19 protein-coding genes and 1 pseudogene are annotated in these 19,239 nt (G+C 72.3%); 15 read left to right on the top strand and 5 right to left on the bottom strand.

Features of this window, described 5'->3' with window-relative positions; all coding sequences use genetic code 11:
- Positions 1-79: 79 nt before the first annotated feature.
- The gene (locus tag IG62_RS0138750) at positions 80-577 is read left to right on the top strand and encodes a PH domain-containing protein (protein ID WP_324604669.1); all 498 of its coding nucleotides are present in this window, start codon (positions 80-82) and stop codon (positions 575-577) included.
- Positions 578-672: 95 nt separating this feature from the next.
- Positions 673-1,086, top strand: a complete 414-nt coding sequence (locus IG62_RS0138745) for an SsgA family sporulation/cell division regulator (RefSeq protein WP_030815155.1) — start codon at positions 673-675, stop codon at positions 1,084-1,086.
- 224 nt (positions 1,087-1,310) lie between these two features.
- On the opposite strand, the gene IG62_RS0138740 is transcribed toward IG62_RS0138745, so the two are convergent.
- Complete coding sequence (locus IG62_RS0138740) at positions 1,311-2,081, bottom strand: polysaccharide deacetylase family protein (protein WP_030815152.1); 771 nt, start codon at positions 2,079-2,081, stop codon at positions 1,311-1,313.
- 147 nt (positions 2,082-2,228) lie between these two features.
- On the opposite strand from IG62_RS0138740, the gene IG62_RS0138735 reads away from it, so the two are divergent.
- Genes IG62_RS0138735 through IG62_RS0138720 form a run of 4 tightly spaced genes read left to right on the top strand, consistent with a single transcriptional unit; the run spans position 2,229 to position 5,577 of the window.
- Positions 2,229-2,933: a response regulator transcription factor gene (locus tag IG62_RS0138735; protein ID WP_030415362.1), complete on the top strand. Its 705-nt coding sequence runs from the start codon at positions 2,229-2,231 to the stop codon at positions 2,931-2,933.
- Entirely contained in the window at positions 2,930-4,516 is a 1,587-nt protein-coding gene (locus IG62_RS0138730) for an ATP-binding protein (protein WP_078872504.1), read from the top strand. The genes IG62_RS0138735 and IG62_RS0138730 overlap by 4 nt, the downstream gene beginning before the upstream one ends.
- Positions 4,513-5,133 carry a GerMN domain-containing protein gene (locus IG62_RS0138725; protein ID WP_030815146.1) on the top strand — a complete coding sequence of 207 codons (621 nt, stop codon included), beginning with the start codon at positions 4,513-4,515 and terminating at the stop codon, positions 5,131-5,133. The genes IG62_RS0138730 and IG62_RS0138725 overlap by 4 nt, the downstream gene beginning before the upstream one ends.
- Positions 5,134-5,175: 42 nt before the next feature.
- Positions 5,176-5,577, top strand: coding sequence for a DUF1992 domain-containing protein (locus IG62_RS0138720; RefSeq protein WP_030815143.1), 402 nt, complete (start codon positions 5,176-5,178; stop codon positions 5,575-5,577).
- Positions 5,578-5,595: 18 nt separating this feature from the next.
- Here IG62_RS0138720 and IG62_RS0138715 read toward each other — a convergent pair whose 3' ends face one another.
- Entirely contained in the window at positions 5,596-6,885 is a 1,290-nt protein-coding gene (locus tag IG62_RS0138715) for a DUF4185 domain-containing protein (RefSeq protein WP_030815139.1), read from the bottom strand.
- Positions 6,886-7,045: 160 nt separating this feature from the next.
- Here IG62_RS0138715 and mutA point away from each other — a divergent pair, with 160 nt between their 5' ends.
- From mutA to IG62_RS0138695, 4 genes are all read left to right on the top strand, one after another.
- On the top strand, positions 7,046-8,932 hold the full coding sequence (gene mutA / locus IG62_RS0138710) for a methylmalonyl-CoA mutase small subunit (protein WP_030815136.1): 1,887 nt from the start codon (positions 7,046-7,048) through the stop codon (positions 8,930-8,932).
- A gap of 5 nt (positions 8,933-8,937) precedes the next feature.
- Positions 8,938-11,169, top strand: coding sequence for a methylmalonyl-CoA mutase (gene scpA, locus IG62_RS0138705; RefSeq protein WP_030815134.1), 2,232 nt, complete (start codon positions 8,938-8,940; stop codon positions 11,167-11,169).
- Between the two features lie 11 nt (positions 11,170-11,180).
- Positions 11,181-12,188: a methylmalonyl Co-A mutase-associated GTPase MeaB gene (gene meaB / locus IG62_RS0138700; protein ID WP_030815132.1), complete on the top strand. Its 1,008-nt coding sequence runs from the start codon at positions 11,181-11,183 to the stop codon at positions 12,186-12,188.
- Between the two features lie 80 nt (positions 12,189-12,268).
- Positions 12,269-12,628, top strand: coding sequence for a coenzyme f390 synthetase (locus IG62_RS0138695; RefSeq protein ID WP_234326918.1), 360 nt, complete (start codon positions 12,269-12,271; stop codon positions 12,626-12,628).
- On the opposite strand, the gene IG62_RS0138690 is transcribed toward IG62_RS0138695, so the two are convergent.
- Positions 12,625-13,527, bottom strand: coding sequence for a LysR family transcriptional regulator (locus IG62_RS0138690; RefSeq protein WP_030815125.1), 903 nt, complete (start codon positions 13,525-13,527; stop codon positions 12,625-12,627). The two genes, IG62_RS0138695 and IG62_RS0138690, sit on opposite strands and share 4 nt — an antisense overlap.
- A gap of 84 nt (positions 13,528-13,611) precedes the next feature.
- On the bottom strand, positions 13,612-14,136 hold the full coding sequence (locus tag IG62_RS0138685; protein WP_030815123.1) for an ATP-binding protein: 525 nt from the start codon (positions 14,134-14,136) through the stop codon (positions 13,612-13,614).
- Between the two features lie 196 nt (positions 14,137-14,332).
- On the opposite strand from IG62_RS0138685, the gene IG62_RS0138680 reads away from it, so the two are divergent.
- Entirely contained in the window at positions 14,333-14,566 is a 234-nt protein-coding gene (locus IG62_RS0138680) for a DUF397 domain-containing protein (protein WP_030815120.1), read from the top strand.
- A 129-nt stretch (positions 14,567-14,695) separates the two neighbouring features.
- A complete protein-coding gene (locus IG62_RS0138675) occupies positions 14,696-15,601 on the top strand; it encodes a helix-turn-helix domain-containing protein (RefSeq protein WP_030815117.1) in 906 nt (301 codons plus the stop codon).
- 86 nt (positions 15,602-15,687) lie between these two features.
- Here IG62_RS0138675 and IG62_RS0138670 read toward each other — a convergent pair whose 3' ends face one another.
- Complete coding sequence (locus IG62_RS0138670) at positions 15,688-16,503, bottom strand: SAM-dependent methyltransferase (RefSeq protein ID WP_030815113.1); 816 nt, start codon at positions 16,501-16,503, stop codon at positions 15,688-15,690.
- Positions 16,504-16,807: 304 nt separating this feature from the next.
- Here IG62_RS0138670 and IG62_RS47545 point away from each other — a divergent pair, with 304 nt between their 5' ends.
- The 3 genes and pseudogenes from IG62_RS47545 to IG62_RS0138655 all read left to right on the top strand — a co-directional run.
- Positions 16,808-17,263 (top strand): ATP-binding cassette domain-containing protein, encoded by a 456-nt coding sequence (locus tag IG62_RS47545; protein WP_158795181.1) that lies wholly within the window; start codon positions 16,808-16,810, stop codon positions 17,261-17,263.
- Positions 17,264-17,342: 79 nt separating this feature from the next.
- The gene (locus IG62_RS0138660; RefSeq protein WP_037840383.1) at positions 17,343-18,161 is read left to right on the top strand and encodes a class I SAM-dependent methyltransferase; all 819 of its coding nucleotides are present in this window, start codon (positions 17,343-17,345) and stop codon (positions 18,159-18,161) included.
- A 314-nt stretch (positions 18,162-18,475) separates the two neighbouring features.
- Positions 18,476-19,239: pseudogene (locus IG62_RS0138655) on the top strand (Ig-like domain repeat protein); the annotation flags it as partial.

The following is a 19,239-nucleotide window of genomic DNA, read 5'->3' as shown; positions in this document are numbered from 1 at the left end:
TACGAGATAGGAGTCCGTCTCGTGGGCTCGGAGATGTGTATAAGAGACAGGCCGCAGGGTGCGCGGGATGGTGTGCGTCGTGCTGCCCGGTACCGCGCTGCTCGCCGGGCTGGGAGTGACCCTCACCCCCGTACTGCTGCACTGCGCCTGGGTCTTCGCGGTGGTGGCCACGCCGCTGGTGCTGTGGCTGGCGCGGGACGCGTACCGCAGTCTGGGGCACGGTCTCCAGGGCGGCTTTCTGGTCGCCCGGTCGGGCACCTTCAGCCGCGACACCCTCGTCCTCCGGCGGTCCGCGATCGCGGCGTGGACGTTCACGGATTCGCCGTTCACCCGCCGGTCCGGTCTGGTCACGTTGACCGCGGCGGTCGCGGCGGGTGAGGACGGTTACCGCATCCGGGATCTGGCGGCAAGCGAGGCGGCCGGATTCGCGGCGGCCGCGGGGCCGGGGATTCTGGCGGAGTTCCTGGTTCCAGCCGGGGAATCCCCGGTGGCCCCGAGGGATTCCCGGCAGTTCCCGGGCAGTTCGGGGAGAACGCAGCAGGGGCTCCATCGTTCCGGCAAGAGCCCGGCAACATGAGATACATCACACCCCTGTCGCGTGCACGGCGAGAGCGGGCACACCGTCCTACTGGACGAGCCATTGCCCAACCACAGCCGTGAGGGAGCAGCGCGATGAACACCGTCATCGACCACGCCGTCCAGGTCCGTCTCATCGCCACCGCCCCCGGCCCGTACGCGGTGCCCGCGGTGTTGCACTACCAGCCCGCCGACCCGCTGGCCGTACGGATGTCCTTCCCGCCGGAGATCTCGCTGGACGGCTCGGCGGTGGACTGGGCGTTCGCGCGTGAGCTGCTGGCGGAGGGGCTGCGGGCGCCGGCCGGGCGGGGCGACGTCCGGGTGCGGCCGTGCGGCCCGGACCGCACGGTGATGGAGTTCCACGCGGACGAGGGCATCGCGATGGTGCAGTTGGACACGGTGGACGTGCGGCGGTTCCTGGACCGGTCGTACGAGGCCGTGCCGGCCGGCAGTGAACTCGCCCACCTGAGCATGGACCGCGGGCTCGCCGAGCTGTTCGGCGCGGCGTAGGACCGCGGCGGAAGCCCGGGCCGGTGGACAGCGACGGGCGGCCGGAAACACACACCACATGCTGACCGTCGGCCTCGAACGCCGAACGCGGCCACCCAGGCCGATGCCCACAGACTGGGCCGACCGCGCCGTGACGTCACCGGCGCCGCCGGCTCGCAGAACGGCCGTCGCCCCGGGGAGTTCCCCGGGGCGACGGCCGCTTCACATCTTGAGGATGGGGCGCGTCAGCGCTTCGGGAAGCCGAACCCGTACCCCTGCTGCTTCATCCACGGCAGCAGGCGGTCCAGCGACGCGACGGTGAGGGCGCGGTTGCCGCCGCCGTCGTGGAAGAGGACGGTCGGCCCGTTGCCGATCTCCCCGCGGACGGTGGCCTCGATCGCCTCGACGCTGCCGCTCTCGAAGTCCTTGCTGTCGACGTTCCAGCCGAGCGGGCGCATGCCGTGGGCGGCGGCCAGCTTCCGGCTGTACGGGGTGAAGGCGCCGCCGGGCGCACGGTAGTACTCGACCTTCGCGCCGCCCGCCGCGTCCTCGATCATCTTCTGGGCGTCGAGGATCTGCTGCGACTGGTAGCTCTCCGGCTGGTGGTCCATGCCGGTGTTGTGGCTGACGGTGTGGTCGCAGAGCTTGTGCCCGGCGGCCACCACCTGCTTGACCAGCTCGGGGTGGGCCCTGGCCTGCGGGCCGATCATGCAGAAGACGGCCTTGACGTCGTGCTTCTTCAGCACCTCCAGGACCTTGGGGGTCCAGACCGGGTCCGGGCCGTCGTCGATGGTGATGTTCAGGCTGCGGCCGGGGCGGTCGGAGGCGTGCACGATGGACGGGTCGACCGGGGCGATCTTCGGTGCCCGCGCGGCCTGCCTGCCGAGGGTGTCCGCCTCGGCCTTGGACGGGCCGCCGAGTTGGCCGGAGGCGACCGCCCCGACGATCCCCAGCGACACCACCGCCGCCGCCACCACTCCGATGATGCCGCCCTCGATACCGAAGCGCCGAGCCATCCCGATCCCGTCCCCTATGCCGTGCCGGTGTCCGTGCGGACGGCGGGTGCCGGAGGCATCCGCCGTCTTCACCACGACAGATGCGTCCCGGGCCGGGAAGGCTGCTCCTGTTACGGATCCATCATGAAACTTATTGATACTGGAGCCATGCCACGAGTACTTCTGATCGAGGACGACGCCGCCGTACGGGACGGAGTGTCCCTCGCGCTACGGCGGCGCGGCCACGAAGTGGCGGCCGCGGCCAGCGGCGAGGAGGGTCTGGCGGCGCTGCCCGGGTTCCGCCCGGACATCGTGCTGCTGGATCTGATGCTCCCCGGCAAGGACGGTTTCGAGGTGTGCCGGCTGATCCGCGCCGAGCGGCAGCTGCCGATCATCATGCTCACCGCCCGCGGCGACGATCTGGACGTGGTGCTCGGGCTGGAGGCCGGGGCCGATGACTACATCGTCAAACCGGCCCGCGGTGAGGTGCTGGAGGCGCGCATCCGGGCGGTGCTGCGCCGTACGGCGCTGCCCGCCGACGGCGCCCCGGCCGTGGAGCCGGGGCCGGCGCCGGTCGAGACGTACGGCGAACTGGCCATCGACCGGGCCGGTCTGGTCGTCGCCAAGGGCGGCAAGGACCTGGCGCTGGCGCCCTCGGAGATGAAGCTGCTGCTGTTCCTGTCCGCGACGCCGGGGCAGGTCTTCAGCCGCCAGCAGCTGCTGGAGCACGTGTGGGAGCACAGCTACCACGGCGATGCGCGGCTGGTGGACGCCTGTGTGATGCGGCTGCGGACGAAGATAGAGGACACCCCGCGCAGCCCCCGTTACGTCCAGACCGTGCGGGGCTTCGGTTACCGCTTCGGTCCGCTGTGAACCGCCTCGCCGGCCGGGTGCCGTCGCGCACCCTGCTGCGTGGTCTGCGGGCGCGGCTCGTCGTGGGGTTCCTGGTGGTGGCGGCCGTCAGTGCGCTGACCACGGCGATGCTGACGTATCGCGAGGCCCGTAACGCCATTCTGCAGCGGTCCCAGGACATCGCGGTGAACGATCTGCGGGCGCAGGTGAACTCGCTCGCGCCGGAGCTGACGGTGCCGCCGACGCAGGCGGACCTGGACAATTTCCGGGTGCAGCTGGAACGCTCCGGCAAATCCCGTGAATGGGACATTTCCGTTCATTATCTCGGCGTTCCGGACAGCGACGAGGGCGGGCTGCAGCGCAGTGTGGTGATCCCGGCCGACCTGAAGGCGTCGGTGGAGAAGCGGCACGTCCCGGCCTTCCAGCGGATCAACCGCGCGGGGTCTCCCTGGCTGCTGATCGGCATGCCGGTCCGGCAGTCCGACGGCCAGGCGTCCGCACTGTCCGTCTATGCCCAACTGCCGCTCAGCGCCGAGGAGTCCAATGTCGAGGCGCTGGTGACCGCGGCCCAGCGGGGTGCCCTGCCGGTGCTGATCCTCGCGGTGATCCCGGCGCTGCTCGCCGCGCGCGGGGTGCTGCGGCCGGTGCGCGGGCTGCGGCAGGCCGCCGGGCGGATCGCCGAGGGCAAGCTGGACACCCGGCTGGAGGTCAAGGGCACCGACGAACTCGCCGACCTGTCCCGCACGTTCAACGACATGGCGGCCCGGCTGGAGGAGAGCATGGCCGAGCTGCGCCGCCTGGAGGCCAACTCCCGGCGGTTCGCGGCCGATGTCTCGCACGAGCTGCGCACGCCGCTGGCGGCGATGACCGCGGTGACCGACGTGCTCGACGAGGACGCCGATTCCCTCGACCCGGACACCGCCTCCGCGGTCCGGCTGATCAGCCAGGAGACCGGCAAGCTGGCGCGGATGGTGGAGGACCTGATGGAGGTCTCCCGGTTCGACGCGGGCGCCGCGGCGCTCCATCTGGACGAGGTCGATGTCGCCGAGACCATCCGCAAGACGCTGCAGGCCCGGGCCTGGCAGAAGCGGGTGGCCGCGGACCTGCCCGAGGACGTCCGGGCCCAGCTCGATCCGCGGCGGCTCGACGTCGTGGTCGCCAACCTGGTCGGCAATGCGCTGCACCACGGTGGCGAGCCGGTGCGGGTGGTGCTGCACGCCCCGGAGCCGGGCGCGGACCGGCTGCTGATCGAGGTCCGCGACAGCGGTCCGGGGATAGACCCGGAGGTCCTGCCGCACGTCTTCGAGCGGTTCTACAAGGCGGACTCGGCCCGGGCCCGTTCGGAGGGCAGCGGTCTGGGGCTGGCCATCGCGATGGAGAACGTACGGCTGCACGGCGGCATGATGCGGGCGGCCAACTCTCCGGAGGGCGGCGCGGTGTTCACCGTGGACCTCCCGCTGCGCCAGGACGAGCCGGGCGGGCCCGGCGGCACGGCCGGGCCGGACGCGGCGAACGCGGCGGACGGGCCGGGCAGGACGGACGGGGCGGACGGGGCGGACGGGCCCGAAGGGCTCCGGGCGCCCGGTGAGGAGAACGACGGATGAGCGCCATGAACGGGCCGAACGCCCCGCGGACGCCCGGGGCCCGACGGCGGGTGCTGGGCGGTGTGGTCAGCGGTGCGCTGGCCGGGGCGCTGGCCGGCTGCGGTATCGCGCCCACCGATGTGATCGACGCCGGTGAGCCCGCCTCCGGGGTGAAGTCGCCGGGCCAGCCCGCGGCCGATGTCCAGCTGTTCTTCTACGGCCCGTCCGGTCTGCGGTCTGCGACCCGGCCGGCGAAGGCCCCGGTCGACCCGGACCAGGCGCTGTCCCTGCTGATGGAGGGGCCCAACCACGCCGAGCGGATGCGCGGCCTGTCCAGCGTGCTGCCGAAGTTCCCGGGCCCGCTGACCGCCACCACCGGCGAGGGCACGGTCGTGATCCACCTGCCGATGAACGTCAAGCTGCTGGACTCCGCCTCGCTCAACCAGCTGGTGTGCACCGCGGCCAACGCCCGGGTGCCGGGGAACAAGCCGCCGGACCAGGTGATGGTGACCCTGGTGGGCGACACGGTCCGGGTCGGCCCCATGGTGTGCGGCGGCAACAACGCCTTCCCGATCGTCCAGCCCAGCCCGACCACGCCGGGCGGCACCGGCGGTGCGGGGGGCGGCGGCGTAGGCTGATCGCAGGGCCAGGCCAGAGCCGCGACGTGGGGAGTCTCCGCGATGTCCGAGCGCAAACCACCCGGAGTCAGCTTCGAGAGCTGGGTCGACAAGCAGATCCGCGAGGCGACGGAGCGCGGCGATTTCGCCGACCTCCCCGGGGCCGGCAAGCCCCTTCCGCACCTCGATCAGCCGTATGACGAGATGTGGTGGATCAGGGAGAAGATGCAGCGGGAGCACCTCTCCTACCTGCCGCCGAGCCTGGTGTTGCGCAAGGAGGCCGAGGAGGCGCGCGAGGCGGCCGCGAACGCCCCGACCGAGGCGGCACTGCGGCGCATCCTGACGGCGGTCAACGAGCGGATCCGCGCCGCACTGCGCACTCCCCTGGAGGGCCCGCCGCTGAACCTGGTGCCGTTCGACATCGACGAGCAGGCCCGCACGTGGCGGGAGCGGCACGGGAGTTGAGGCGCGGCGCGCCGGCCGTCAGGGTGCGGCGTCCGCCATCGTGACGCGGAGGAAGCGCGGCCGGTAGAGGTCGACGTCGCCGTTGACGTGCGGGTCGGCCGGGACGCCGGGCGGTCCGAGCCAGTTGATGTCGTAGCTGAGCTGCAGGGTGCCGTCCGCGGTGGCTCCGGGGTGGGCCTGCGGGTTGTAGGCCGCGACGTACTGCGGGTCGGGGGCGGGCGGCCGGGGCGGGGTGATCCGGCCGTGCGGGCCGTGCCAGGGGCCCTCGGGTGCGCAGGCCCAGTAGCTGGTGAGGGTGCGCATCCCGGCGGTGCCGCCGCCCCCGGTGTCCATGGTGAACAGCACCCAGGACGGGGAAGTGCCGCCGCCGTCGCGGACGACGGTGAAGGCGCTGCCGACGCCGCGGCGGCCGCCGTCCCGTAGCACCGGTGCGGCCCGGCCGGCCCGCGGCTGCCAGTGGGTGCCGTCCCAGAAGCGCCAGCTGCCGCGGTCCGCGAGCCGGCCGGCGGGGACCCGGGCGAGGTAGGCGCGGGAGGCGGGTGCGGAGGGCGGGTCGTCGGCGCCGTAGACGTAGGTCCAGCGGCCGGCCCGGACCGCCGCGGCGCCGTAGAGCACGCGCCGCCCGGGGTCGGCGGTGGCGTCCGGGCCGACGGTTTCGTCGATGCGTTCCAGGTGCAGGCCGGGCAGCGAGAGGGTGGCGACCTCGGTGCCGTACGGCATACCGAAGATCCACGGTCCGGTGCCGGGCACCCGGCGCCACAGCAGCACCCGCACCACGCGCTCGGCGGCGCCGGGTGTCCGGGGCTCGACCCGCGCCTGGACCGGCCAGCGCCAGCCGCCGCCGGGCGGGTCGGGGAAGTACGGGCCGGGTGCGGCCGGGGTGCCGCCGGTCAGGGTGCGTTCGGGCCGGCCCGAACGGGAGGTCACCACCAGGGAGTTGTGCCGGAGGTAAGGGGTGCCGCCGCGGTCGGCGGTGCGCCAACGGCTGTGGTGCCCCTGCGGGTTGGGGGGTGGCTGGACGCGGTCGAGGAAGGTGTCGGAGAAGAGCCAGAGGGTGCGGCCGTCGGGGAGGCGCACCGAGTGGGTGCCGTCGCCGCCGGTCCAGTCGTCGGTGCGGGTGTTGTCGTTGCCGTAGCGGGCGAATGCGGCGGTTTGCCGGGAATCGACCGACCAGGAGGCGATCCGGCGGCCGGTGCAGCCGGCCGCCCGGCGGGGGCCGTCGGACCCGGGCAGTGCCCACAGCAGCGCGGCGACGGCCAGGAGCAGGCCGGTGAGGGCCGTGGTGCGGCGGTGCGGCGCCCTGGACATCGTGCTCCTCGGTCGGTCTCCGGGGTGGTCAGGTGCCCGGGATCACCGTACAGAACCGGTCAGCGACGCATAGATACGAACATGCGGAGGTGGTCAACGAGTGCAACGTCACAGCCGGAGCCCCTGCTCCAGCTAACGGTCGTTCGCCTAGCCTGCTGCCATGACCGCCGAGTCCACCGAACTCCCCCTGGCCGCGGCCTTCCCGGATGCCGATCGCGAGCAGTGGCAGCGCCTTGTCGAAGGCGTGCTGCGCAAATCGGGCGCCACCGAGGCAACGGGCGCCGCCGCCGAGGACGCGCTCGCCACGGATCTCCAGGACGGGATCCGCGTCCGCCCGCTCTACACCGCCGAGGACAGCCCGGCCGCCTCCGGCCGCCCCGGGTTCCCGCCCTTCGTACGGGGCGGCCGGCCCGAGGGCACGACCGTCGCCGGCTGGGACGTACGCCAGCGCCAGGTGCACACCGATCCACGGCGCGCCAACGAAGCAGTGCTCGCCGATCTGGAGAACGGCGTCACCTCGGTCTGGCTGACCGTCGGGCACGGCGGGGTGCCGGTGTCCGGTCTTGCGGAGGCGCTCAAGGGCGTCTATCTGGACCTGGCCGCGGTGGTGCTGGACGCGGGCGCCGATTTCGCCCCGGCCGCCGAGGAGTTGCTGCGCCTGTACGCCGCGGCCGGTGTGCCGGCGGCCGAGGTCACGGGCGCGCTGGGCGCCGATCCGCTGGGGCTGCTGGCCCGTACCGGTGATGACAGCAAGCTGCGGGTGCAGCTGGAGGCGGCGGCCCGGCTGGCCGGGCGCTGCCTCGCGGAGGCGCCCGGGGTACGGGCGCTGGCCGTCGACGCGCTGCCGTACCACGAGGCGGGTGGCTCGGCGGCCGAGGAGCTCGGCGCCTCCCTCGCCACCGGTGTGGCCTATCTGCGGCACCTGACCGCGGCCGGGGTGAGCATCGACGACGCCTGCCGGCAGCTGGAGTTCCGTTACGCCGCGACCGCGGACCAGTTCCTGACCATCGCCAAGCTGCGCGCGGCCCGCCGGCTGTGGGCGCGGGTCGCGGAGGTGTGCGGGGCCGCGCCCGGCGCCTCCGCCCAGGTCCAGCACGCGGTGACCTCGCCGGTGATGATGACCCGTCGGGACCCGTGGGTGAACATGCTGCGCACCACGGTCGCGGGGCTGTCGGCGGGGGTCGGCGGTGCGGACGCGGTGACGGTGCTGCCGTTCGACGCGGCGCTCGGCCTGTCCGACGCCTTCGCCCGGCGGATCGCCCGCAACACCCAGTCGGTGCTGCTGGAGGAGTCGCACCTGTCGAAGGTGATCGACCCGGCGGGCGGCTCCTGGTACGTGGAGCAGCTCACCGACGAACTCGCCCGGGCGGGCTGGGCGTTCTTCCAGGAGATCGAGGCCGCGGGCGGTCAGGCCGCGGCACTGCGCTCCGGGATGCTCCGCGAGCGGCTGGCGCGGACCTGGGCGCGCCGCACCGAGGACCTGGCGCACCGCCGCGAACCGATCACCGGCGTCAGCGAGTTCCCGTTCCTCGCCGAGGCGCCGGTGGAGCGCGAGCCGGCGCCGGCGCCGGTGTCCGGTGGGCTGCCGCGGGTGCGCAGGGACGATGCGTACGAGGCGCTGCGGGCCCGTTCGGACGCCCATCTGGCGGCGACCGGGGCCCGGCCGAAGGTGTTCCTGGCCGCGCTGGGACCGGTCGCGGCACACACCGCGCGGGTGGCGTTCGCCGCCAACCTGTTCCAGGCGGGCGGCATCGAGACCGCGCAGGAACCGGCGGCCGTCGACGCCGAGTCGGTGACCGAGGCGTTCGCCCGCAGCGGTGCGCGGATCGCCGCGCTGTGTTCGAGCGATGCGGTCTACGGCGAGCAGGCGGCCGCGGTGGCGGCGGCACTGAAGGCGGCGGGTGCGGTGCGGGTGTTCCTGGCCGGCCGGCCGGGTGAACGCCGGGAGGAATTCGTGGCGGCCGGGGTGGACGCGTTCGTCTTCGCGGGCTGCGACGCGGTCGAGGTGCTGTCCTCGGCCCTGGACGTCATGGAGGTGGCGGGATGACCGAGATGCAGGAAGCAACGCAACAGGCCGGCGCCATCCCGGACTTCAGCACCGTCGAGCTGGGCGGACCGGCCGCGGCGGACGGCGCGGCCGGGGCGGAGCAGTGGGCCCAAGCGGTGGAGGCGGCCACCGGCAAGGGAGTCGCCGACCTGACCTGGGAGACGCCGGAGGGCATCGACGTCAAGCCGCTGTACACCGAGGACGATCTGGCGGGCGTCGACTTCCTGGGCACGTACCCGGGCATCGCGCCGTACCTGCGCGGCCCGTACCCGACGATGTACGTCAACCAGCCCTGGACGATCCGGCAGTACGCCGGCTTCTCCACGGCGGAGGAGTCCAACGCCTTCTACCGCCGCAATCTGGCGGCCGGTCAGAAGGGCCTGTCGGTCGCCTTCGACCTGCCCACCCACCGCGGCTACGACAGCGACCACCCGCGGGTGACCGGTGACGTCGGCATGGCGGGTGTCGCCATCGACTCGATCTACGACATGCGGCAGCTCTTCGAGGGCATCCCGCTGGACAAGATGACGGTGTCGATGACGATGAACGGCGCGGTGCTGCCCGTGCTGGCGCTGTACATCGTGGCCGCCGAGGAGCAGGGCGTACCGCCCGAGAAGCTGGCCGGGACCATTCAGAACGACATCCTCAAGGAGTTCATGGTCCGCAACACCTACATCTATCCGCCGCAGCCGTCGATGCGGATCATCTCCGACATCTTCGCGTACACCTCGCAGAAGATGCCGCGCTACAACTCCATCTCGATCTCCGGCTACCACATCCAGGAGGCCGGTGCGACGGCCGATCTGGAGCTGGCGTACACCCTCGCGGACGGGGTGGAGTACCTGCGGGCGGGGCTGGCGGCCGGGATGGACGTGGACGCGTTCGCGCCGCGGCTGTCGTTCTTCTGGGCGATCGGCATGAACTTCTTCATGGAGATCGCCAAGCTGCGCGCGGCCCGGCTGCTGTGGGCCCGGCTGGTCCAGCGCTTCGAGCCGAAGAACCCCAAGTCCCTTTCGCTGCGCACCCATTCGCAGACCTCGGGCTGGTCGCTGACCGCGCAGGACGTGTTCAACAACGTCACCCGCACGTGTGTGGAGGCGATGGCGGCGACCCAGGGCCACACCCAGTCGCTGCACACCAACGCCCTCGACGAGGCGCTCGCCCTGCCCACCGACTTCTCCGCGCGGATCGCCCGGAACACCCAGCTGTTCCTCCAGCAGGAGTCGGGCACCTGCCGGGTGATCGACCCGTGGGGCGGCAGCGCCTACGTCGAGAAGCTCACGCACGACCTGGCGCGCCGGGCCTGGCAGCACATCGAGGAGGTCGAGGCGGCCGGCGGGATGGCCAAGGCGATCGACGCGGGCATCCCGAAGCTGCGGGTGGAGGAGGCCGCGGCCCGTACCCAGGCGCGGATCGACTCCGGACGGCAGGCGCTGATCGGCGTCAACAAGTACCGGGTGGCCAGCGACGAGGAGATCGACGTCCTCAAGGTCGACAACTCCGCGGTCCGCGCCCAGCAGATCGAGAAGCTCAAGCGGCTGCGGGCCGAGCGCGACGAGGCGGCCTGCCAGGACGCGCTGCGGGCGCTGACCGCGGCGGCGAGGTCCGGTCCCGGCAAGGGACTTGAGGGCAATCTGCTGGCGCTGGCGGTGGACGCGGCCCGGGCCAAGGCGACCGTCGGGGAGATCTCGGACGCCTTGGAGGAGGTCTACGGGCGGCACTCCGGCCAGATCCGTACGATCTCGGGTGTGTACCGAGACGAAGCGGGCCCGTCCTCCGGTGTGGAGCGCACCCGGGCGCTGGTGGCCGAGTTCGAGCGGGCCGAGGGGCGCCGGCCGCGCATCCTGGTGGCCAAGATGGGCCAGGACGGCCATGACCGCGGCCAGAAGGTGATCGCCACGGCCTTCGCCGACCTGGGCTTCGACGTGGACGTCGGCCCGCTGTTCCAGACCCCGGCCGAGGTGGCCCGCCAGGCGGTCGAGGCGGATGTGCACATCGTCGGGGTGTCCTCCCTCGCTGCCGGTCACCTCACCCTGGTGCCGGCACTGAAGGAGGCACTGGCGGCGGAGGACCGGGAGGACATCACGGTCGTGGTGGGCGGGGTGATCCCGCCGCAGGACGTACAGCCGCTGCGCGACATGGGCGCGGCCGCGGTGTTCCTGCCCGGCACGGTGATCCCGGATGCCGCGCACGACCTGGTGAAGGACCTGGCGTCGGTCCTCGGCCACGAGCTGTAGAGCGGGGGGCCATGCCTGCGACGATCGACGTCGAACGGTACGCCGAAGGGGTCCGGGCGGGTTCCCGGGCCTGGATCGCCCGGGCCGTCACCCTGGTCGAGTCCACCCGTGCCGACCACCGGGCGGCGGCGCAGCGGCTGCTGGTCGAGCTGCTGCCGTACTCCGGTGCGGCCCGCCGGGTGGGCATCAGCGGGGTGCCCGGTGTCGGCAAGTCGACCTTCATCGACGCACTGGGGTCGCTGCTGACCGGGATGGGACACCGGGTGGCGGTGCTCGCCGTCGACCCGTCGTCCAGCCGGACCGGCGGCTCCATCCTGGGTGACAAGACCCGGATGGAGCGGCTGGCGACCGACCCGGCGGCGTTCGTCCGTCCCTCCCCCACCTCCGGGACGCTGGGCGGGGTGGCGCGTGCCACCCGCGAATCCATCGTCGTCATGGAGGCCGCGGGCTATGACGTGGTGCTGGTGGAGACGGTGGGGGTCGGCCAGTCGGAGACGACCGTGGCCAACATGGTCGACACGTTTCTGCTGCTGACCCTGGCCCGCACCGGCGACCAGCTCCAGGGCATCAAGAAGGGCGTGCTGGAGCTGGCGGACCTGGTGTCGGTGAACAAGGCCGACGGGCCGCACGAGCGGGACGCCCGGTCCGCGGCCCGCGAACTGGCCGGTGCGCTGCGGCTGTTGCAGCCCGCGGACGCGGTGTGGACGCCGCCCGTGCTGACCTGCAGCGCCCGCGAGGGCACCGGGCTGAAGGCGCTCTGGGAGCGGATCGAGCAGCACCGCACCCTGCTTGAGTCGACCGGTGCGCTGGCCGAGCGGCGCCGCACCCAGCAGGTCGACTGGACCTGGTCGATGGTCCGCGAACGGCTCATCGACCGCCTCCAGGAGCATCCCGAGGTGCGCCGGCTGGGCCCGGAGGTCGAGCGGGCGGTGCGGGACGGTGAGATCACCGCGACGCTGGCGGCCGAACGGCTGCTGTCCGCTTTCGGCCTGGCGGACCCGGCGGCCGGGGAGGCGTAGTGGCGTCCGGCCGGACTACTCACCCGGACACCTGAGTAGCTCAGCTCATGACGGCCCCGCGCCGGGCCCCGAGTATGTCGATGACGCATGGACGGACGTTTTCGGCATCTTCCCTGGGGGCCATCATCAATCCGCAGGACGTCGCACACGGGCTGTACGAGGACAATCCGCTGGCCGGGCTGATCGAGGGGTTCCGTGTGGCGCCGGCCGGCGGTGAGCTGGAGTCCCGGCCGGTCGTCCATGTCGAGCTGCGGTCGGGGGTGCGACTGTCGGCCGTCGAGGCGGACCGGCTGGCGCTGGCCTGTCAGCAGGGCGTGCTGCGCCAACTGGCCGCCGGCTGCCGGGACTTCCTCCCCTCGCCGGCGGACTGCCCGTCGGCCCACGAGGTGGCGATCGCCCTGCACGGGTACGGCACCGGCCCGTTCGCCCGGAAGTCCTAGAGCATCCCGCGCGCCCGTCGGGCCCGTTCGGCGAAGTGTGTGACGGCGAGGTCGCGGAAGCGGGTGGCCGCGGCGGAGAGGTAGCTGTCCTCGCGGCGCACCAGGCTCAGGATCCGTAGGCAGTCGGGGGCGTCGATGCGCAGCCAGGCCAGCGGGGCGGCGGTCAGGTCGGCGCGGGCGATGGAGGGCATCAGGCCGATGCCGAGGCCGGCGATGACGAGGAAGTGGGTGGCGCCGGGTTCGTCGCCCTCGCAGCCGATGACCGGGCGTCGGCCGATGGTGGTGAACAGCCGGTCCAGCAGGGCGCGTTGCCAGTGCCCGGGGCGGGTGGTGATGAAGGGCTCGTCGGCGAGGTCGGCCACCGTCACCCGCTTCCGGGCGGCCAGCGGATGCGCCGCCGGGACCGCGAGCAGCACCTCCTCGTCCAGCAGCCGCACCGCGCCGAGCCCGGCCCCGGTCAGCGGCTGCGAGGCGACGCAGAAGTCCACCTCACGGGTGCGCAGGTGTTCGCGCATCAGGTCGGGGGTGGACTGGAAGCAGCGGAGGGTCACGCCGGGGTGGGCGGCGCGGAAGCCGGCCAGCAGTTCGGTCAGCGGCAGCAGGGTCTCCGCGGCGATGGTGACGCTGCCGTTGTCGAGCCCGGCGGCGTCGGCCATCTCCCGGCGGGCGTCGTCGAGTTCGTCCAGGGCCCGCTCCACCCGGGCGAGGAAGGCGGCGCCGTGGCGGTTGAGCCGGATCGTCCGGCCCTGACGGTCGAAGAGCGGCAGGCCCAGTTCGGCTTCGAGGCGGGCGATGGTCCGGCTCACCGAGGGCTGGGCCACCCGGAGTTCCTCGGCGGCCCGGCTGATGTGTTCCCGGCGCGCGACGACCCGGAAGTACCGCAGGGACAGCAGATCCATCGGTTCCTCGGGGCTTCGGGTCGGACGACGGCGACCCGGAAATGATCACACAGGGCGGTGCCTGGGAGAGGGGGGAACGGCGGCTCAGCCGCGCAGCGACACCGTGGCCCACACCGTCTTGCCCGAGTGGTCCGGCGGGGTCCAGCCCCAGGCGTCGCTCAGCCGGTCGACGAGGTGCAGCCCGCGGCCGGATTCCGCCAGCGGGTCGGCGGTCCGTACGACGGGTGCGTCGGTGCCGGCGTCGGAGACGGCGCACAGCACGGCGGTCTCCTGCCGGGTCAGGGCGAGCCAGGCCGGGCAGAGGGGTGCGGGCACCAGGGCGAACCCGTGGGCGGCCGGCACCTCGTCCGGCTCCCCCGTCCGGATGCCGTGGCGCAGTGCGTTGCTGACGAGTTCGGTGACGACCAGCGCCGCGTTCTCGGTCACGTCCGCGGCCAGTTGCCAGCCGCTGAGGGTGGTACGGGTGAAGCGGCGGGCCTCCGCCACGGTCTCCGCGCAGCTGCTGAGGGCGCAGGCGGCGAAACCGTCGGGGGCGGGCATCCACCAGCTCTCCTCGAACGCTTCCTCTGGAAGGGCGTCGTGCACGGTCTCTGCCGGATGAGCGGTCATCAAGATCTCCGCGAGGGCGATTTCGGGGCTGGGCCGGACTGCCTTGGAGAGCTAATATCCTCGGCAGCCGTCGCTCGGTGCAAGTGCATCTGCAATTACATCGGTAAGGACGGCCGCTCAGGGGCTCGTTCACGCCAACGTGATCGCGAGCTCGGGATCGGTCGGAGGGATGTCCTCCAGCAAGGGAGCAGGTCTGATGGAGTCGGTGACCAACGGCATGCAGGCGACCCGCATCGAGGGCGTCGTGTGGCGCAAGAGCCGCCGTAGCAACCCCAGCGGCAACTGCGTTGAGCTGGCTGTTCTTTCGGACGGCGGGGTGGCCGTGCGCAACTCCCGGTTCACCTCCGGGCCGGCGCTGATCTACACCCGCGACGAGATGGCGGCCTTCGTCCAGGGCGCCAAGGACGGCGACTTCGACGACCTCGTCTGACACACCGGCGGCATATGCCGCCGAGATTGGCGCATATGTCGTTCGGATAGTCGCCCTGGCTGTACGAACACTTGGCGCGATGGGACACTGGGCGTTCGCCCGACCACTCAGGGGAGTCAGGGAGTCAGTATGAGTGAGGCGCAGCCGAGCAGCGGTCAGTCCCTGCGCCGGTATCTCGACCACCCGCGGGGCGGCCCGACGGTCCTGCGGATCGTGCTGGGCACGCAGTTGCGCCGGCTGCGCGAGGCGGCCGGCGTGACCCGGGAGGCCGCCGGGGACGCCATCCGCGGTTCCCACGCGAAGATCAGCCGCCTGGAGCTCGGCCGGGTCAGCTGCAAGGAGCGGGACGTCGCCGATCTGCTGACGCTCTACGGCGTCACGGACGACGCGGTCCGTGACGACTTCCTCAAGCTGGCCCGCCGGACCAGCAGTCCGGGCTGGTGGCACCAGTACGGCGATGTGCTGCCCGGCTGGTTCGAGACCCATCTCGGCCTGGAAGAGGCCGCATCGGTGATCCGCACCTACGAAGTGCAGTTCGTGCCGGGCCTGTTGCAGACCGCGGACTACGCCCGCGCGGTGGCGCAGCTCGGCCATCCGCGGTCGACGCCCGAGGAGATCGAGCGGCGGGTGCGGCTGCGCGTGCAGCGGCAGGAATTGCTGACGCTGCCGGACGCGCCGCGGGTGTGGGCGGTGCTCGACGAGGCCACGCTGCGCCGTCCGCTGGGCGGCCGGGAGGTGATGGCGGGCCAGCTGAGACATCTGCTGACGATGTCCGAGCTGCCGAACGTCACCCTGCAGATCGCGCCGTTCAGCCTCGGTGGCCTGGCGGCGGCCGGTGGCCCGATCACGATCCTGCGCTTCCTGGAACCGGATCTGCCCGACATCGTCTATCTGGAGCAGCTGACCAGTGCGCTGTATCTGGACAAGCGCGATGACGTCGACCACTACCTGGCGGTGATGGACCGCCTCAGCGCCCAGTCGGAATCGCCGCGGGAGTCGCTGGCGATGCTGGAGCGCATGCTCAAGGAGACCTGATACCGCTCACCCGGATCTGATCCGGCGACGAGCGGCGGGGCGCCCGGGGGGCTCCTGGCCGCTCGTCGTCGTCCGGGCCCGGTGCGTCAGACCTTGCGGGCGACCCCGCCGTACTCGATCCACTCCAGGGTCAGCTGCTTGGGGCCGATGTCCCCGTCCGGCTTCCAGGTCGAGACCTCCACCAGTCCGGGCTCCTGGATCTCCAACCCGTCCAGGAATCCGGCGAGTTCGTGCGCCTGCCGCACCCGTCCCCACTGGCCGTGGGTCTGCTCGGCCATGAAGTTCGTGACGAAGTCACGGGTCGCCGCGTCCTCGCTGACCAGCTGGCACACCACCAGGAAGCTGCCCGGGGCCAGCCGGTCGGCGACCCGCTTGATCAGTCCGCCCGGGTCGTCGGAGTCCGGTATGCAGTGGAGCACGGAGACGAACAGCGCGGCGACCGGCCGGCTGAAGTCGATCAGCCGGGTCACCTCCGAGCTGTCGAAGATGCCGTCGGTGTCCCGCATGTCGGCCTGGATCACCGCGGTGTTGGCGTTCTCCTCCAGCAGGGCCCGGCCGTGCGCCAGCACGATGGGGTCGTTGTCGACGTACACCACCCGGGCCTCCGGGTCGACGCGCTGGGCGACCTGGTGGACGTTGTCCTGGGTCGGCAGGCCTGAGCCGTGGTCGATGAACTGCCGGATGCCGTGTTCGGTGGCCAGCCAGCGCACCACCCGTTGCAGGAAGCGGCGGTTGTTGAGGGCCAGCACCTGGGTGCTCGGCACGACCTTGCTCAGCTGTTCGCAGGCCTCGCGGTCGACGGCGTAGTTGTCCTTGCCGCCGAGGTAGTAGTCGTACATCCGCGCGACGCTCGGGACGGTGACGTCGACGGTGCTGGACTGCGGTGCTGATTCTTGGCTCATTCGACACTTTCCCGTCGCTTCGACAGCCCTCGGCCACGGCAGGGCCATGGCGCGGCAATGGCGCCGTTCCGTGTCGGAACGACCACGCCGCGCAGTCCAACATACCTATGGAGTGGCGGCTGTTGCAGCTGAGCGGCAAGGGTTCTTACGTCTCGTCAGTGGTGCCCGGTTCCGGCCGTGGGCGCCCGCCGCGGCGCCGATTCTCATCACGCTCTCACCCGCCGCTCATCGTCCGGTCACCCCCTCTTCCTACGGTCGGCGCAGGCGCGTCGCGGGCCCACCGGGCAGCCGGAGGAGAGTCACCATGTACCACCTGACCGGCGGGCCGGGCGGCGCTGCTGCGGGTCCTCGGTGGGCGGGAGCGGCCGGCCCGGGGCAGCGTGGCCGTCAACTCCATGTGTTTCCGGCCGAGTTGACGGACGCGATGCGGCGGCGGGTGGCGCTGGCACGGGCGCTGGTGAAGCGGCCGTCGGTGCTGCTGGCGGACGGGCCGACCGCCGGTCCGGGCGCCCGGGAGCACGCCGAGCTGGTGGAGCTGTTCGTACGGCTGTGGGGCGAGCGGCGGGCCTGCTGCGTCGTGACCACCGCGGACGACGCGCTCGCCCGCCGGGCGCCGCGGCCGGCGACGCTCAGCGCGGGGCGGGTGACCCTCCTCGCCGGCCACCGCACGGTTCCGGCCGTCCCTTCTGGTGGCCCTTCCGCATGGCCGGTAGAAGGGAGGGATGACCGTCGTGACGAACGCATCCGGGAACAGCGGTGAGCAGGGGGACGGCGGGCCGATACCGCCGCGGCCGGCAGTGCGGCACCCGGCTCCCGGCGTCGAGGAGAGCGTCGAGGAGATGATCCGCGCCAACCAGGCCAACTGGGACGCCCGGACCCCGGTCCATGTGGCCAGCGAGTTCTACGGGCTGGACGGTTCGCGGACCGCCGAGCACTGGTTCGCGCCGTTCGAGTGGGCGGATCTGGGTGAGCTCGCCGGGCGGGACGTGCTGCATCTGCAGTGTCATCTGGGCACCGAGACGGCGGCGTTCGCCGACCGGGGCGCGGCGCGCGCCGTGGGCCTGGACTTCTCGGCCGCGGCAGTGCGGGAGGCCCGGCGGCTGGCCGACGAGGCGGGCCGGGACATGGAGTTCGTGCGGGCGGACGTGCACGACGCGGTGTCAGCGCTGGGCGGCCGCCGCTTCGATGTGGTCTACACCGGCAAGGGCGCGCTGTGCTATCTGCCGGACCTCGCCGCGTGGGCGGATATCGTCAGCGCCCTGCTCCGGCCCGGCGGGACGTTCTACCTGGTGGAGTTCCACCCGCTGCTGGACGCCCTCGGTCCGACGCCGGACCCGGAGCGGCAGGACCTCCGGCTGCGCCACGACTACCTGGGCGGTCGCGGCGCCCTCCGGAGCGATACCCCGCACACCTACACCGACGGGCCGCCGGTGCGCGGCGCCACCACGAGTTACGAGTGGCGGCACGGCATCGGCGAGGTGATCACGGCTGTGACCGGTGCCGGTCTGTCCGTCCAACTGGTGCGGGAGACCGAGCTGCTGCCCTGGAAGCGGTTCGACGCCATGGTGCCGGCCGAGAACGGCTGGTGGCGGCTGCCGCCGTCGGAGCCGTTCATTCCGCTGCTGTACGCACTGCGGGCGGTCAAGCCGCACGACTAGCGGCGGCCGCGGAGCCGAGCCCCTTTACCCCATCTGGCACCTGCCGTCGTCACGGACACGCCGACGCACGCTCCGCCAATCGGGTTGCTTTGTGCCCCGTCCGTGGTCCTGCGTTCGGCCGGTCGCTTCAATGAGTGGTACCGACGGTGGGTGCCCATCCCCTGGCGGGGACCACGGACGGCTGCCTGCACATGCAGTCCGCTGTGCTTCTTCAGGGCACCCCCGGCAGGAGAACGCGATCGGCACAGGGTTCTGACTGTGCCTCGCGACGGCCCCACCTCCCAAGCGGAGCCTTCGAAAGGGGCTGTCCAAACATGGCGCTCATCATCACCTTGACCCCGTCGACCGTCGCGGCGGGCCAGACCTTCACGGCCACGATCAGCGGTGCCAACGCGGGCGACACGCTCACCATCACGTACGACGCGCAACCGGCGCAGACGGTGGTCGCCGACGCCAACGGCAACGCGACCGTGGCGTTCACCGCGAGCACGTCGGGGCTGGTGGTCGCCACCGGCACGACAAGTGGAACGAGCGTGGCGACGCTCACCGTGACCACATCGAACTGTGTGGTCACGGTGTCGTCCACCCCCGCCAACCCGACCGCCGGCCAGCCCGTCACCGTCACCGCCATCGTCACCTGCAACGGAGTCGCGGTCCCCGGCGCTTCGGTGGTCTTCACCTCGAACGGCGGCGTCGCACTGGGGGTTGCCACCACCGATGCCTCGGGTCAGGCCAGCGTGACCAGCAGCGCGCTGCCGGCCGGCGTCAACGTCGTGACCGCCACCGTGGTCTCCGCCACCACCACCTGCACCTGTGTCGGCGTCACCGGCACCGCGACGGTGAATGTCCAGGCGGCGACCAACTGCGTGGTCACCCTCTCCTCGACGCCCGCCAACCCGACCGCCGGCCAGCCCGTCACCGTCACCGCCACCGTCACCTGCAACGGAGTCGCGGTCCCCGGCGCGGTGGTCACCTTCGTCTCCGGCGGCGGCAGTCTCCAGCTGGGCGCCGGCACCACCAACGCCTCCGGACAGGCCAGCGTGACCAGCAGCGCGCTGCCGACCGGGGCCAATGTCGT

The organism is Streptomyces sp. NRRL S-337 (assembly GCF_000720175.1).
In the GTDB taxonomy this organism is placed as follows: Bacteria; Actinomycetota; Actinomycetes; order Streptomycetales; family Streptomycetaceae; genus Streptomyces; species Streptomyces siderophoricus.
Note: the sequence above shows the minus strand (reverse complement) of the source record. Positions and strands in the feature narration are given on the sequence as shown.